Source organism: Pantoea sp. SGAir0215 (genome assembly GCF_043543215.1).
Window position 1 is genome coordinate 4096442 of the sequence record NZ_CP028031.1, and the last position, 14249, is coordinate 4110690.

Here is a 14249-nt window from a genome sequence, read left to right on the forward strand (position 1 = left end):
CAACCAGGGATTTTGGTCACTGCATTTGCAGTGTCAGTTATCACCCCAGCGGGTGCAAAGGAGTTCATTTGATTACACATGTCAGCCCTCTTGGCTCTATGGATCTGCTCTCCCAACTGGAAGTAGATATGCTGAAGCGCACGGCCAGCAGCGATTTGTATCAACTTTTCCGTAACTGCTCGCTCGCCGTACTCAACTCTGGCAGTCAGACTGACAGCAGCCATGAACTGCTGTCGCGTTTTGAGAACTTCGACATCAACGTACTGCGCCGTGAGCGCGGCGTTAAGCTGGAACTGATTAATCCCCCGGAAGAAGCCTTCGTCGACGGTCGTATCATCCGTTCACTCCAGGCCAACCTGTTTGCCGTCTTGCGCGACATCCTGTTTGTGAATGGCCAGCTCGCCAGCTCGGGGCGTTTACCCTGCGAAGAGGACAACGACTCAGCCACCATCACCAACACGGTGTTTTCCATTTTGCGCAATGCCCGCGCCCTGCATGTGGGTGAATATCCCAATACCGTTGTCTGCTGGGGTGGCCACTCGATCAACGCGGTGGAATACCAGTATTGTCGCAACGTGGGCACGCAACTGGGGCTGCGTGAGCTGAACATTTGTACCGGTTGTGGACCGGGCGTGATGGAAGCGCCGATGAAAGGTGCCGCCGTGGGCCATGCCCAGCAGCGCTATCGTGACAGCCGCTTTATCGGGTTAACTGAGCCGTCTATTATCGCGGCTGAGCCACCGAATCCGCTGGTGAACGAACTTATCATCATGCCGGATATCGAAAAGCGCCTGGAAGCCTTTGTGCGCATCGCGCACGGCATCATCATCTTCCCGGGCGGCGTGGGTACCGCAGAGGAGTTCCTCTATCTGTTGGGCATTCTGATGAATCCACAGAACGCGCATCAGGTTCTGCCGCTTATTCTGACCGGCCCGAAAGAGAGCGCCGATTATTTCCGCGTACTGGACGACTTCATTGTCAGCACGCTCGGCGAGCAGGCACGTAAGCATTATCAGATCATCATTGACGATGCTGCTGAAGTTGCCCGTCTGATGAGAAAAGCCATGCCGCAGGTGAAAGAGCATCGCCGTGAAACCGGTGACGCCTACAGTTTTAACTGGTCAATGCGTATTGCTCAGGATCTGCAGGTGCCGTTTATGCCAACGCATGAAAATATGGCCAACCTCAATCTCTACACAAACCAGGCTCCAGAAAAACTGGCGGCGGATTTGCGCCGGGCCTTCTCTGGGATTGTTGCAGGAAACGTCAAAGAGATGGGCATTCGCGAAATCCGCGAAAAAGGCCCTTACAAACTGCACGGCGATGCCGACATCATGCACCGCATGGATGAACTGCTACAGGGCTTTGTGGCGCAGCAACGTATGAAACTGCCCGGCACTGCCTATATTCCGTGCTACGAAATCATCAAGTAAATCTGGAGGCAGCCTGCGGGCTGCCCATATCTTATGTCTCTTCACTTACTCATTGTTGACGCCCTCAATTTAATTCGTCGCCTGCATGCGGTACAAGGCTCGCCCTGCGTCGACAGTTGCGTAGGCGCGCTGCGTCAGCTTCTGGGGCACACGCGGCCGACGCACGTGGTGGCGGTGTTTGATGGTGAAGCCCGCCATCAGGGATGGCGGCACCAGTTGTTGCCTGACTATAAAAGTGGACGCCCACCGATGCCCGACGATTTGCAGGCCGAAATGCCCGCGCTGAAGGACGCCTTTCGAAACGCGGGCGTCAGTTGCTGGATAGCCGACCAGGATGAAGCCGACGATCTGGCGGCGACGCTGGCGGTCAAAATGGCGCAGGCTGGTCATCAGGCGACCATCGTTTCAACCGACAAAGGTTACTGCCAGTTACTGGCACCGACGATTCGCATCCGTGACTATTTTCAAAAGCGCTGGCTGGATGTGCCTTTTATTGAAGCCGAATTCGGCGTTGCACCCGCGTTGCTGCCTGACTACTGGGGATTGTGCGGCATCAGCAGCAGTAAAATTCCCGGCATCGCAGGCATTGGCCCCAAAAGCGCCCGGGAACTGCTACAGCAGTTTGGTTCACTGGAATCGCTGTATCAGCAGTTGGATCAGGTGCCGACCAAATGGCGTAATAAGTTACAGGCCGGACAGGAGATGGCGCTGATCAGCCGCGATGTGGCCCGGCTGAAACAGGATTTGGTGCTGGAAGGGAATCTGAATTTACTGCGTTACCATGGCGGCTAATCATATCAGACCGGGCACAATCGTGCCCGGTCAGCAGGGTTAACGCTCGTCGCGGCGGCCACCGACAGCGGCCCAGATGCGACGAATGTGCACTGTCACTTCTTCACGATCGTGATAAAGCTGACGTGCCCGAATCTGCGCGTTAACGCCATTTTCATTGAGCCGCTGCTCGATCATGGCCAGATTCTGCGTGACTTCTTCGTAGCGCTTCTTCATGGGCAGTTTCAGGTTAAATATGGCTTCGCGGCACCAGCCGTTGACCAGCCAGTCCGCCATCAGGTTCGCCACGCGAGCCGGCTTTTCCACCATGTCGCAGACCAGCCAGCTGATGTTGGTGCGGGGCGGACGGAAACGGAAACCGTCTTCACGCTCGTGAAAAACCTGGCCGGTCTCCATCAGGCTGGGCGCCATCGGCCCGTTATCCACGGCGTAAACCATCATGCTGCGCTGTACCAGTTGATAGGTCCAGCCGCCTGGACAGGCCCCCAAATCGACGGCATACATTCCACTGGCCAGACGTTCATCCCACTCATCGGCCGGAACAAAAACGTGAAAGGCCTCTTCCAGCTTAAGCGTGGACCGACTCGGCGCATCAGACGGGAACTTAAGACGCGGAATGCCCATATAAAAGGGTGAGCTGTTCTCCGGCAGTGAATACCCAACGTAGCAGGTGCCGGGGGCGATAAAGAACACATGCACGACCGGGCGTTTTGGGCTTTCATAGCTGAGCAGGATTTTGCTCTCACGCAGGCTGGCGCGCAGCGGGACGGTAAACTTGCGGCAGAACCTGGTGAGCTCTTTGGCTTCGTTGGTGTCCGGCACTTCAACACGCAGTTCCCCACCCTTTTCCACCACGCCGCTTAACATGCCTACGATGGGGGAAATACGATCGTCCTGGGGCAGATCCCGCAGCAGTTCGCCAACAACCAGCATCTGACGGGCAAAAATCAACTGCTCAAACGGCAACTCGCGGATCAGTCTCTCCGCATCGGGCTGCTGGTAGCACTCAAACAGGACATAACCTGCATCCTCTTTAACCCGAGGAAAGCCGTAAACATTGCGCTCGGCGGCTTTAGCACTAATTTCCGCCGCACACTCTTTTTCAAAGCCAGCGCGGCAATACAGTAAAACTTTATTCATGGCGTTCTGCCTTGGTTTTAAGACGCAGTGCGCCAATCAACATCAATAGCCAGCCAACGAGGAAGAACAGCCCCCCGACTGGCGTGATAAAAACAAAAAACGTTAAGTGCGACAGCGCCAGGGAATAGAGGCTGCCGCTGAATAATACGGTACCCAGTGCCATAGAGGCGCTGCTCCAGTAGAACCAGATATTACAGCGATAAAGCATCGCCGCTCCCAGCCCCAGCACAGCCAGCGTATGATAAGCCTGGTATTCCAGCCCGGTATGAATCCAGGCCATTTCAGTCGCTCCCAGCGTTTTATTCAACACATGAGCACCAAAAGCACCAAATGCCACCAGGAAAAACCCACTGATGGCCGCAAAAATAAACATGGCACGTCTGGACATGAATGTATCCTCAAGGTGCGTTTGCAGGTCCCTGCAAAAAAATAAAAAAGTTACTGATCATAACGAAAGCGGAATTTTTCTTGTTCGGTAGCCGCTTTGGCGAGGATCCACTGTCGAAAGGCGGCTATTTTACCCAGTTCTGCCTGACTGTCATGACAAACCAGATAAAAAGCATTTTTGCTCACTAAAACGTCATTAAACGGACAAATCAACCGTCCCGCTTCGATTTCGCTTTGCGCCATAACGTTATTGGCCAGGGCAACGCCCTGCCCATGGATGGCCGCCTGCAGCACCATCGCGCTGTGGCTGAAAATGGGCCCCTGTTGCACATTGATATGCTGGACGCCTGACTGACGGATATACGCCTGCCAGTCACGGCGGGAAGCATCATGCAACAGTGTAAAACGAGCCAGATCCATGGGCGTTTTCAGGGGATTTTCACCCGTCATCAGCGATGGCGAACAAACCGGCAGCAAATATTCGGCATAGAGTTTTTCGACCCGCAGGCCTGGCCAGTTTCCCCGGCCATAGAAAATGGCCACGTCCACATCATCGGCCAGCTTCTCTTCATCCCGATCGACCGCCTGAATGCGGACGTCAATTCCCGGATAAGCCAGATTAAAGCTGGAAAGACGCGGGACCAGCCACTGAATCGCAAAGCTTGGCAGCAAACTCACCGTCAACGCCCCTTTGGCGCTGCGTGCCTGCAGTTTACGCGTCGCCTCGTTGAGCGCAGAGAAAATTTCTTTGATATCCAGATAGTAACTTTGGCCTTCCTCGGTGAGTAAAAGCGACCGGTTTCGCCGTCTGAACAGCTTCAGTCCCAGAAAATCTTCCAGTGATTTGATCTGGTGACTGACAGCAGCCTGGGTCACAAACAGCTCTTCAGCGGCTTTGGTAAAGCTTAAATGGCGTGCTGCGGCATCAAATACCCGCAGTGCATTCAGGGGAGGAAGACGTTTTGACATGGTTATCCATAGCCAGCCTGGCAAAAAATACGCGGACTAATACAAAGCCTTAACGTATTAGAATTTATAATCCGAGACATTATAAATTGTCCGTTGAGGAAGCTCCAGCAAATACCTATAGTTGCGGTACTTCCTGAGCCGGAACGAAAAGTTTTTAGATTTGTGAGTGAGTTCGCAGATTTTCTGAAAGCTTTTGGCTTGTGGTCGTGATGTTGTGTTTGCAATTTTGATCTGACCTTTACAGATCAAGCTTTTTTATTTCCTGTAGATTTACCCTGTCTGTCCATTGTGATATTGAGTAGCACCGCAAATTGCGGTGCTTTTTTTATGCGCGGATTACTTCATCTCAACCATTTCTTTCACATCTGAACGGTTAATCTGCTGCTCATTGCCATTCGCATCTTTATAGCTAATCATACCGGTATCAGTATCGACTCTTGGTTTACCTTCAGCAACGATAGTGCGTCCGTCATTGGTATGCATTACGTAGTTGCTTGAACAGGCAGCCAGGGTAAAGGCCATTGTACAAACGGCCAGCATTGCGGCGAGTTTTTTCATCTTCTATCTCCTTGCAGATTGATTGCACCAAACCGCCCGCGTTACGCTGACCCGAGAAATGGTCAAGTGGGATCGACTATCAGAATGTCGTATCGCCATGCGGGTGAAGTTTTTACCTTGCAATATTCAGCATAACCCGCTTTTCCAGCTTTGCCAGACAGACATCCATCTTTCAGCCTGAGTCTGATAATTAACAACGAGCTATGTATGCGTGCCTTTAATCCTTCTTCATTCCGGCAGCAGTTTCCTGCCCTGAGCGACGCGGGTGTTTATCTCGACAGCGCCGCCACCACGCTAAAACCGCAGGCGGTAATCGAGGCGACTCAGCAGTTCTACAGCCTGAGCGCCGGTACGGTTCATCGTAGCCAGTTTGCAGCGGCTCGCCGGTTAACCGAGCAGTATGAGCAGGCGCGGGGCCAGGTGGCGCAGTGGCTCAATGCCGCCAGCGACCGGCAGATTGTCTGGACGCGCGGTACCACCGAAGCCATTAACCTGGTGGCGCAAAGCTGGTTAGCCCCGCGTTTACAGCCCGGCGATGAAATCCTCGTCAGCGAAGCCGAGCACCACGCCAATCTGGTTCCCTGGCTCATGGTCGCACAGGCCACGGGCGCGCGCGTGGTAAAATGGCCAATCGGTGAGGATCGCCTGCCCGATATCGCCGTGCTGCCCTCACTGATCACTCACCGGACGCGTCTGCTCGCGCTGGGTCAGATGTCCAATGTCACAGGCGGCTGCCCCGATTTATCCCGGGCCATCGCTCTTGCCCATGCGGCAGGCGCAAAAGTTATGGTCGATGGCGCGCAGGGCGTCGTACATTGCCCACCGGATGTACAGGCGCTGGATATTGATTTCTATGCCTTTTCCGGCCACAAGCTCTATGGCCCACTGGGCATCGGTGTGCTGTACGGTAAAGCGGAATTGCTGGAAGAGATGGCCCCCTGGCAGGGCGGCGGTAAGATGCTGACGAAGGTCGACTTCACCGGCTTTACGCCCCAGCCGGTGCCCTGGCGCTTTGAGGCCGGTACGCCAAACGTGGCGGGCGTGACCGGACTGAGTGCCGCGCTGAGCTGGCTGCAACAGCATAATATGTCTAAAGCGGAGATCTGGAGCCAGCAGTTAGCCAGTCTGGCCGAGGAACAGCTTGCAGAACTGCCGGGCTTTCGCAGTTTCCGTTGTGGCCAGGCCAGCCTGCTGGCCTTCGACATTCAGGGAATTCATCACAGCGATATCGTGACACTGCTGGCAGAGCATGGGATCGCCTTACGTGCGGGTCAACATTGTGCCCAACCGTTAATGGCGGCACTGGGCGTTGAGGGGACGCTGCGCGTATCGTTTGCCCCCTATAATAATTTACAGGACGTCGATGCGCTGCTGCGCGCTATGCACAGCGCTGTCGCGTTGTTATCGGAGTTTTAATCATGCACGCATCCCTGCTTGCCCCGCATCCGTTCGGTGTTGAAATTACGCCTGCGGATCTGAAAGAAACCTTCTCTCACTGTCGGCAGTGGGAGGATCGCTACCGGCAGCTGATTTTACTTGGCCGACAGTTGCCGGCCTTACCTGACGCATTAAGAACACCGGACAGTGAGCTGAGTGGTTGCGAGAATCGCGTCTGGCTGGGCAGCCAGATCCGGGAAGAAGGTTCCCTGCATTTTTACGGTGACAGCGAAGGTCGCATCGTTCGTGGTTTGCTGGCCGTGCTGCTCACCGCTGTTGAAGGCCAGACGCCCGCGCAATTACTGGCGGCCGATCCGCTGGATCTGTTTGAATCGCTGGGCCTGCGTGCGCAGCTTAGCGCCTCACGCAGTAGCGGCCTGAAAGCGCTGGCCGATGCCGTCCAGCAGCATGCGCAACGGGCGCTGGGTTAACCGCTCATGGCGCAGTCGTCGGCCAGTGTTTAGCTAATCAGGTCAGGCTGGCGGCCTGGCAAACGCGGGCTAAAGCCGTACAACCGCGTTGCACGGCAGATTAGCATTACGCCTGGCGCGCGGCCCGTGCCAGAAATTTCTTCAGGGCATGCGAAACGGCGACAAAGCCAAAGGTGGCGGTGACCATCGTGGCTGCGCCAAATCCGGATTCACAATCCATTCTTTTCGGCCCTTCCGCTGTGCTGCGTGAGGCGCAAACCGAGCCATCCGCCTGCGGATAAACCAGCGCCTCTGTAGAGAAAACGCAGTCGATGCCCAGCTTGCCTTTGCTGTTTTTTACCACGCCCAGCTGTTTAAGCCGCTCGCGTAATTTAGCCGCCAGCGGATCCTGGATGGTCTTCGCTAAGTCAGTCACCTGGATTTGCGTGGGATCGATTTGCCCACCTGCGCCGCCCGTGGTGATCAGGGGAATCTTATTGCGTCGACACCAGGCAATCAGCGCCGCCTTGGGGCGCACACTGTCGATAGCGTCAATTACATAGTCGATATCGGCAGTCAGCAGCGTCGCCGTGTTTTCCGGGGTGATAAAGTCATCAATACAGATCACCTCACAGTCAGGATTAATGGCGCGCAGACGCTCGGCCATCACGTCCGTTTTGGCTTTACCCACATTGCCGCTCATCGCATGTATCTGACGATTGGTGTTGGTGATACAGACATCATCCATATCGATCAGGGTAATCCTGCCGATGCCGGTTCTTACCAGTGCCTCGGCAGCCCAGGAGCCCACGCCGCCAATACCAATCACGCAGAAGTGGGCATCAGCGAAATGCTGCAACGCCGACTGCCCATAAAGACGTGCCGTGCCACCAAATCGCTGGTGCCAGGCATCGTTTAACACTTTCATAGTTGAACCTGTTACTGAGCGCGGGCCCGATCGCCCGCCGCTTCAAAATTTAGTTAGCGCCTAACAGCAGGCTGCCGTTGTTGCTGCTCTGCGCGTTGCTGAACAGCGGCTGACCGGCTCCCGGTGCCGATTTCAGCACCCACACACGACCATAATGGTTATAGAACCCCGCCAGATGGGCAGCATCTGGCCCTACGCCCTGATAGATATCGAAGTGCTGGCCTTTGATCGCGCCGCCGACATCCAGCGCCACCATCACCCGCATTTCATATTTCCCGTTGAATTTGCCCTTTTCATTGAGCTGCGGCACTTCCGCCAGCAGCACCGTTCCGGCAGGAATCAGTGAACGATCGGATGCCACAGAGGCTTTCGCCACCAGCGGTACCGCGCTCGCGCCACGTACCGGCACATAAGGTTCGGGTTTGAAAAAGACAAAGGAGGGGTTAGTTTCTAGCAGCGCCCGCACTTCCTCGGGTGAATGTTCCTCAGCCCACTGGCGAATGGCCTGCATTGACATGTCTTCACGCTTGACCTCGCCCCGGTCGATCAGCTCTTTACCGATGCTATGATAACCCCAGCCGTTTTTGCCGCCATAACCAAAAAAGCTCATCGGACGTCCGTCACCAAAATCGACATAGCCGCTGCCCTGCACATCCATAATAAAGTTATCAATGAGTGAGTTACTCCAGGCAATCACGTAGCGATCGTCTAACGCCCCACTGTATATTGATGCGCGGCTGGGTAATTTCTGACCGCGTTTGCGCGGCGGCATGCGGTAAATAGGGTACTGAAACTCGCCCTGTCGCGTGTAGCGTGCCTGAACGACCGGCGTGTAGTAGCCCGTGAACTGGACGTTACCGTAATTATCGGTGCCTTCCATCTGAAACGCATTTAACCCAAACTGGCGCAACTGTCGTGTATCGCCCCCCGCCATCAGCCAGTTTTCAACCGCACTGTAAGTGCTGTTGTTACGGCCAAACAAACCCGAAGCGGCCGCCTGGATTTGCTGAATCTGTTGCCCAAAATCTCTGCCGTTAACCGGACGGCCTTTGGCGTTAGGTTGATTAACCAGCGCTAAGGGTTGATCAAGTTTTCCGTCTTTATATTGTTGACCCCGATCGGTCGGCTTAGAACTACAGCCCGCCAGAAGCGCTAAAAATGCGCCAGTAAGTGCGTACTTCGCCCAACGTCCTTTCATCTTCATCTCTTTTTATAAGTGTTCGCCACGCGACGATAGCAAAGCCGTCATCAGAATGAAATCCATCCTCTTTCGTCATAACGGATATCGGTGCAATAATTCACCAATTGGTGGAATCCTTCAGCAATTAACAGCAAATTTAGCCTTTTAGGGCAAAAAGGGGTTGCAACAATCATCGTGCGGAGTATAGTGCGCATCCACGGACGCGGGGTGGAGCAGCCTGGTAGCTCGTCGGGCTCATAACCCGAAGGTCGTCGGTTCAAATCCGGCCCCCGCAACCAGTTCTTCTGTAGTTTTGCTCAGACAGAAGAAACAATGTGAAAAGTCGCTATGCGCAATCGGACGCGGGGTGGAGCAGCCTGGTAGCTCGTCGGGCTCATAACCCGAAGGTCGTCGGTTCAAATCCGGCCTCCGCAACCAATTCTTCTGAGATAATGCTCACTCAGAAGGGACAATGTGAAAGTCGCTATGCGCAATCGGACGCGGGGTGGAGCAGCCTGGTAGCTCGTCGGGCTCATAACCCGAAGGTCGTCGGTTCAAATCCGGCCCCCGCAACCACTTTAAACACCTGAGAAGGTGTTTTTTTGTTTCTGGCCTCCGTCAGTCAATCCCCCTCTCCTTTTTACCGCTCAGACACGCAGTGAGATCAGACCGCACGCGAATGTCGCAACAGATCTTGCTCTGGCCAACCCGTTTCTGCTTTTATGATTCATCCGGACACGACAAGGTCTGTTATGAATACCTTCAACATTGCTGCACTTGCTGCACAGTATCCGACGGTTGCGGATATGATCGCGCTGAAAGAAACCATCTGGTTCAATCCTGTCACCACAACCGTCGCCGACGCCCTGCCCTTTGTGGGTCTGACAGAGCAGGACGTTGAAGCCGCCCATGCCCGCCTGAAGCGGTTTGCGCCTTTGCTGGCTCAGGCCTTTCCTGAAACCGCCGCCACGGGCGGTATAATCGAATCGGATGTGGTCGCGATCCCCGCCATGCAGGCCCGGCTGGAACAGGCGTACGGCCAGAAAATTGCAGGCACACTGCTGCTGAAGAAAGACAGCCACCTGCCGATTTCTGGCTCCATCAAAGCGCGTGGCGGCATTTATGAAGTCCTGAATCATGCCGAGAAACTGGCATTAGCTGCCGGTTTGCTGTCCCCGGAGGCGGATTACCGCACGTTGCTCTCCCCCACGCTTCGGCAGTTTTTTAGCCAGTACCGTATTGCCGTGGGATCGACCGGCAATCTCGGGCTGTCGATTGGCATCATGAGCGCCCGCCTCGGCTTTAACGTAACCGTTCATATGTCGGCGGATGCCCGGGAATGGAAGAAAGCAAAACTGCGCAGCCATGGCGTAACGGTGGTGGAATATGAACAGGATTACGGCGTGGCGGTCGGGCAAGGACGCAAAGCGGCCGCATCGGACCCCAACTGTTTCTTTATTGACGATGAAAACTCCCGCACGCTGTTTTTAGGTTATGCGGTCGCAGGCCAACGGCTGAAAGCGCAGTTTGAACAACAGGGTCGCGTGGTTGATGCCCAACATCCCTTATTTGTGTACCTGCCCTGCGGCGTGGGCGGTGGCCCCGGCGGCGTCGCGTTTGGCCTGAAGCTGGCATGGGGTGACCATGTTCACTGTCTGTTTGCGGAGCCCACTCATTCGCCCTGCATGTTGCTGGGCATAACAACGGGCTTACACGACGGCATTTCCGTACAGGACATAGGTATTGATAATGTCACGGCTGCGGATGGTCTGGCGGTAGGCCGGGCGTCCGGCTTTGTGGGCAGAGCCATGCAACGTCTGCTGGATGGCATTTACACACTTGATGATGCGCGCATGTACGACATGCTCGGCTGGCTGGCGCAGGAAGAAGGTCTGCGGCTTGAACCTTCTGCGCTGGCCGGGATGATCGGTCCACAGCACGTATGTGGTTCAGCGCACTATCACGCGCTGCACGACTTCAGCCCAACACAGTTACAACAGGCCACTCACCTGGTCTGGGCGACGGGCGGCGGCATGGTGCCGGAACAGGAAATGGCGCACTACCTGGCAAAAGGCCGCTAAGTGGACGCACATCGTCGGCGAGACAGGAACGCCACGCAACCCGGTCCCTGTTCCGCTTCTGACGGCAAACCCTGACAGCAGATAAGGCCGGGCGGGTGATTTTTCCTGCCCGGCAGCTTAACGGTGTGCCAGCGCCGCCCCGTTTTTGAAATAGGCCTTAATGCCTTCCAGAATGGCCTCGGCGACCTGATGTTGATAACGCGTGGTGCGGAGTTTACGCTCTTCTTCGACGTTGCTGATGAACGCGGTTTCCACCAGGATCGAGGGAATATCCGGTGCCTTCAGCACCGCAAAACCGGCCTGATCCACAGTGCGTTTGTGCAGATGGTTAATCCGCCCCATCCGGTGCAGCACTTCTTTGCCAAACTTCAGGCTGTCATGGATCGTCTGGCGCTGCACCATATCAAACATGGTGTGATCCAGATAGCGATCGCCACTCATGCTGACGCCGCCAATCAGGTCGGATTCATTCTGGGTTTGCGCCAGAAAACGCGCCGCGGCTGACGTCGCCCCCCGGGTCGAAAGGGCAAACACAGAGGAGCCCCGTGCGGCCCGGCTGGTGAACGCATCCGCATGAATGGAGACGAACAGATCGGCCCGCTGTTTACGGGCTTTGGCCACGCGAACCCGCAGGGGAATAAACACATCCTCGTTACGCGTCATGTACGCCTTCATATTGTGTTCTTTCTCAATCAGCGCCTTAAGGCGGCGGCCAATCTTCAACACAATGTCTTTTTCACGGGTTTTGTATTTACCGTGCGCGCCCGGATCTTCCCCGCCATGGCCAGGATCGATCATGATAATGATGGGGCGATCGCGCCCGGCTTTACCGGGTAACGGCGGCTGAACGCTTTCATTTTTATCCAGATCGCCCTGGTTGTAATCTTTCAGTAATGCCAGCAGCGGATCATCTTCTACCGTATTCTGGCTGGGGTAGAGATCGACCACCAGCCGGTGTTGAATACTGGAGACCGGTGCAAGGCTGAAGATTTTTGGCGAGACGTTGCGTTTCAGTTCCAGCACCACCCGCACGGTATTGGCATCGAACTGCCCGACCCTGGCGTTTTTGATAAAAGGATCGTCCACCCTGACGTGCTGGTTAACGCCCTTAAGGACCGAATTAAGGTGCAGGTTCTCAATGTCGATGACCAGCCGGTCCGGATTCGTCAGTGCGAACTGCTTATACTTAAGGGCAACATTGGATTCCAGCGTCATGCGCGAATAGGTTGAAGAGGGCCAGATGCGAACCGCCATAATATGGCTGGTGGCCGCGATGCCCACACCGCTTACGCTGAGCAGCAGCAGTGCCCCAGTACCTTTTAATAATCGTCTACGTGAAATAAGGGGATGACCTTCCGACATGCCACTCCAGCTGTTATATCGTGTTTAAAAAAACGGCAACCAAATAAAATGGCGGCGAAAACTTTATCCAATCCGGCTGACGATGTCACCCCGGAAACTCTAAATAATGCAGTCTGTTAGCGGCGTTATCACCTGAAAAAACGTAAATAAACGTCAGGATTAGCGCTTGCAAAATGGCCGCCAAAGGCATAAAAATACAGAAAATACGAATAAACATTCACTGAGGGTTAGCCGTGAAGGAACGTAGTACTGAACTGGTTCAGGGTTTTCGCCATACCGTTCCCTATATCAATGCGCATCGGGATAAGACATTTGTCATCATGCTTGGCGGTGAGGCCATTGAGCATGAAAATTTCTCCAGCATCGTCAACGATATTGGCCTGCTTCACAGCCTTGGCATTCGTTTAGTCGTCGTGTACGGCGCACGTCCGCAGATTGATGCCAGCCTCGCCGCAAACCAGCTGGAACCGGCTTACCACAAATATACCCGCGTGACCGACGCGCAGTCACTGGAGCTGGTAAAGCAGGCCGCAGGCCGTCTTCAGTTGGATATTACCGCCCGCCTTTCCATGAGCCTGAATAACACTCCGTTACAGGGCGCGCATATCAACGTGGTGAGCGGCAACTTTATCATTGCCCAGCCGCTCGGCGTAGATGACGGCGTCGATTACTGTCACAGCGGTCGCATTCGTCGTATCGATGAAGAGGCTATTCACCGCCAGCTCGACAACGATGCCATTGTGCTGCTGGGTCCGGTGGCCGTGTCAGTGACCGGTGAAAGTTTTAACCTGACTTCTGAAGAAGTGGCCACGCAGCTGGCAATTAAGCTTAAAGCAGAAAAAATGATTGGCTTCTGCTCGGAACAGGGCGTAATCGATCGTGAAGGCAACATTGTTTCGGAGTTATTTCCCAATGACGCTCAGGCACGCATTGATGAAATGGAACGCGATGGCGATTTTCTGTCTGGCACGGTGCGCTTTCTGCGTGGCGCCGTTAAAGCCTGTCGCAGCGGCGTCCGTCGCAGCCATCTGATCAGCTATCAGGAAGACGGCGCCCTGTTACAGGAACTCTTCTCGCGCGACGGCATTGGTACGCAGATTGTCATGGAGTCCGCCGAGCAGATTCGTCGGGCCACGATCAACGACATCGGTGGCATTCTGGAGCTGATTCGTCCGCTGGAGCAGCAAGGGATTCTGGTACGCCGTTCACGCGAACAGCTGGAAATGGAGATCGACAAATTCACCATCATTCAGCGGGATAACCTGACCATCGCCTGCGCCGCGCTCTATCCGTTTATGGATGAAAAGATTGGCGAAATGGCGTGCGTTGCGGTCCATCCGGATTACCGCAGCTCCTCACGCGGAGAGCTGCTGCTGCAACGCGTTGCACTTCAGGCGAAGCAGATGGGGCTGGAAAAACTGTTTGTGTTAACCACACGCAGTATCCACTGGTTCCAGGAGCGCGGCTTCACGCCGGTGGATATCGAGTCGCTGCCGGAGAGTAAGAAAGAGATGTACAACTACCAGCGCCGTTCCAAGGTGCTGATGGCCGATTTAACCTGATGGCAGCCGG

The 14249-nt window shown here is 55.0% G+C and carries 13 protein-coding genes and 3 tRNA genes; 9 read left to right on the forward strand and 7 right to left on the reverse strand.

The features are described from left to right. Positions 1-68 precede the first annotated feature (68 nt). Both ppnN and xni read left to right on the forward strand, forming a co-directional pair. Positions 69-1433 carry a nucleotide 5'-monophosphate nucleosidase PpnN gene (ppnN, locus tag C1N64_RS19120; protein ID WP_006120778.1) on the forward strand — a complete coding sequence of 455 codons (1365 nt, stop codon included), beginning with the start codon at positions 69-71 and terminating at the stop codon, positions 1431-1433. A gap of 33 nt (positions 1434-1466) precedes the next feature. After that, a complete protein-coding gene (gene xni, locus C1N64_RS19125; protein ID WP_006120779.1) occupies positions 1467-2225 on the forward strand; it encodes a flap endonuclease Xni in 759 nt (252 codons plus the stop codon). 39 nt (positions 2226-2264) lie between these two features. Here the strand turns inward: xni and rlmM are convergent, their stop codons facing one another. The 4 genes from rlmM to C1N64_RS19145 form a co-directional block, all read right to left on the reverse strand. Next, positions 2265-3365: a 23S rRNA (cytidine(2498)-2'-O)-methyltransferase RlmM gene (rlmM, locus tag C1N64_RS19130; RefSeq protein ID WP_033739577.1), complete on the reverse strand. Its 1101-nt coding sequence runs from the start codon at positions 3363-3365 to the stop codon at positions 2265-2267. Beyond that, the gene (locus tag C1N64_RS19135; protein ID WP_014605150.1) at positions 3358-3753 is read right to left on the reverse strand and encodes a DUF423 domain-containing protein; all 396 of its coding nucleotides are present in this window, start codon (positions 3751-3753) and stop codon (positions 3358-3360) included. The genes rlmM and C1N64_RS19135 overlap by 8 nt, the downstream gene beginning before the upstream one ends. Before the next feature lie 50 nt (positions 3754-3803). Beyond that, complete coding sequence (locus C1N64_RS19140; protein WP_006120782.1) at positions 3804-4721, reverse strand: transcriptional regulator GcvA; 918 nt, start codon at positions 4719-4721, stop codon at positions 3804-3806. 336 nt (positions 4722-5057) lie between these two features. Continuing rightward, entirely contained in the window at positions 5058-5279 is a 222-nt protein-coding gene (locus C1N64_RS19145) for a YgdI/YgdR family lipoprotein (RefSeq protein WP_006120783.1), read from the reverse strand. Positions 5280-5486: 207 nt separating this feature from the next. On the opposite strand from C1N64_RS19145, the gene csdA reads away from it, so the two are divergent. Together csdA and csdE are read left to right on the forward strand one after the other, a co-directional pair. Further along, positions 5487-6695: a cysteine desulfurase CsdA gene (csdA, locus tag C1N64_RS19150; RefSeq protein WP_033739581.1), complete on the forward strand. Its 1209-nt coding sequence runs from the start codon at positions 5487-5489 to the stop codon at positions 6693-6695. Between the two features lie 2 nt (positions 6696-6697). Further along, on the forward strand, positions 6698-7147 hold the full coding sequence (gene csdE / locus C1N64_RS19155) for a cysteine desulfurase sulfur acceptor subunit CsdE (RefSeq protein ID WP_033739583.1): 450 nt from the start codon (positions 6698-6700) through the stop codon (positions 7145-7147). A gap of 106 nt (positions 7148-7253) precedes the next feature. Here the strand turns inward: csdE and tcdA are convergent, their stop codons facing one another. Together tcdA and mltA are read right to left on the reverse strand one after the other, a co-directional pair. Then, positions 7254-8054, reverse strand: a complete 801-nt coding sequence (tcdA, locus tag C1N64_RS19160; RefSeq protein WP_006120786.1) for a tRNA cyclic N6-threonylcarbamoyladenosine(37) synthase TcdA — start codon at positions 8052-8054, stop codon at positions 7254-7256. 49 nt (positions 8055-8103) lie between these two features. Then, on the reverse strand, positions 8104-9252 hold the full coding sequence (gene mltA / locus C1N64_RS19165; RefSeq protein WP_033739585.1) for a murein transglycosylase A: 1149 nt from the start codon (positions 9250-9252) through the stop codon (positions 8104-8106). Between the two features lie 204 nt (positions 9253-9456). On the opposite strand from mltA, the gene C1N64_RS19170 reads away from it, so the two are divergent. The 4 genes from C1N64_RS19170 (at position 9457) to dsdA (ending at position 11315) form a co-directional block, all read left to right on the forward strand. After that, positions 9457-9533: transfer RNA gene (locus tag C1N64_RS19170), tRNA-Met, on the forward strand. 62 nt (positions 9534-9595) lie between these two features. Beyond that, positions 9596-9672: transfer RNA gene (locus C1N64_RS19175), tRNA-Met, on the forward strand. Between the two features lie 61 nt (positions 9673-9733). Continuing rightward, positions 9734-9810: transfer RNA gene (locus C1N64_RS19180), tRNA-Met, on the forward strand. A 176-nt stretch (positions 9811-9986) separates the two neighbouring features. Beyond that, positions 9987-11315, forward strand: a complete 1329-nt coding sequence (gene dsdA, locus C1N64_RS19185) for a D-serine ammonia-lyase (RefSeq protein WP_033739587.1) — start codon at positions 9987-9989, stop codon at positions 11313-11315. A gap of 117 nt (positions 11316-11432) precedes the next feature. Here dsdA and amiC read toward each other — a convergent pair whose 3' ends face one another. Next, positions 11433-12677 (reverse strand): N-acetylmuramoyl-L-alanine amidase AmiC, encoded by a 1245-nt coding sequence (amiC, locus tag C1N64_RS19190; RefSeq protein WP_033739588.1) that lies wholly within the window; start codon positions 12675-12677, stop codon positions 11433-11435. A 233-nt stretch (positions 12678-12910) separates the two neighbouring features. On the opposite strand from amiC, the gene argA reads away from it, so the two are divergent. Then, positions 12911-14239, forward strand: a complete 1329-nt coding sequence (gene argA / locus C1N64_RS19195; protein ID WP_033739589.1) for an amino-acid N-acetyltransferase — start codon at positions 12911-12913, stop codon at positions 14237-14239. The last annotated feature ends 10 nt before the right edge of the window (positions 14240-14249 follow it).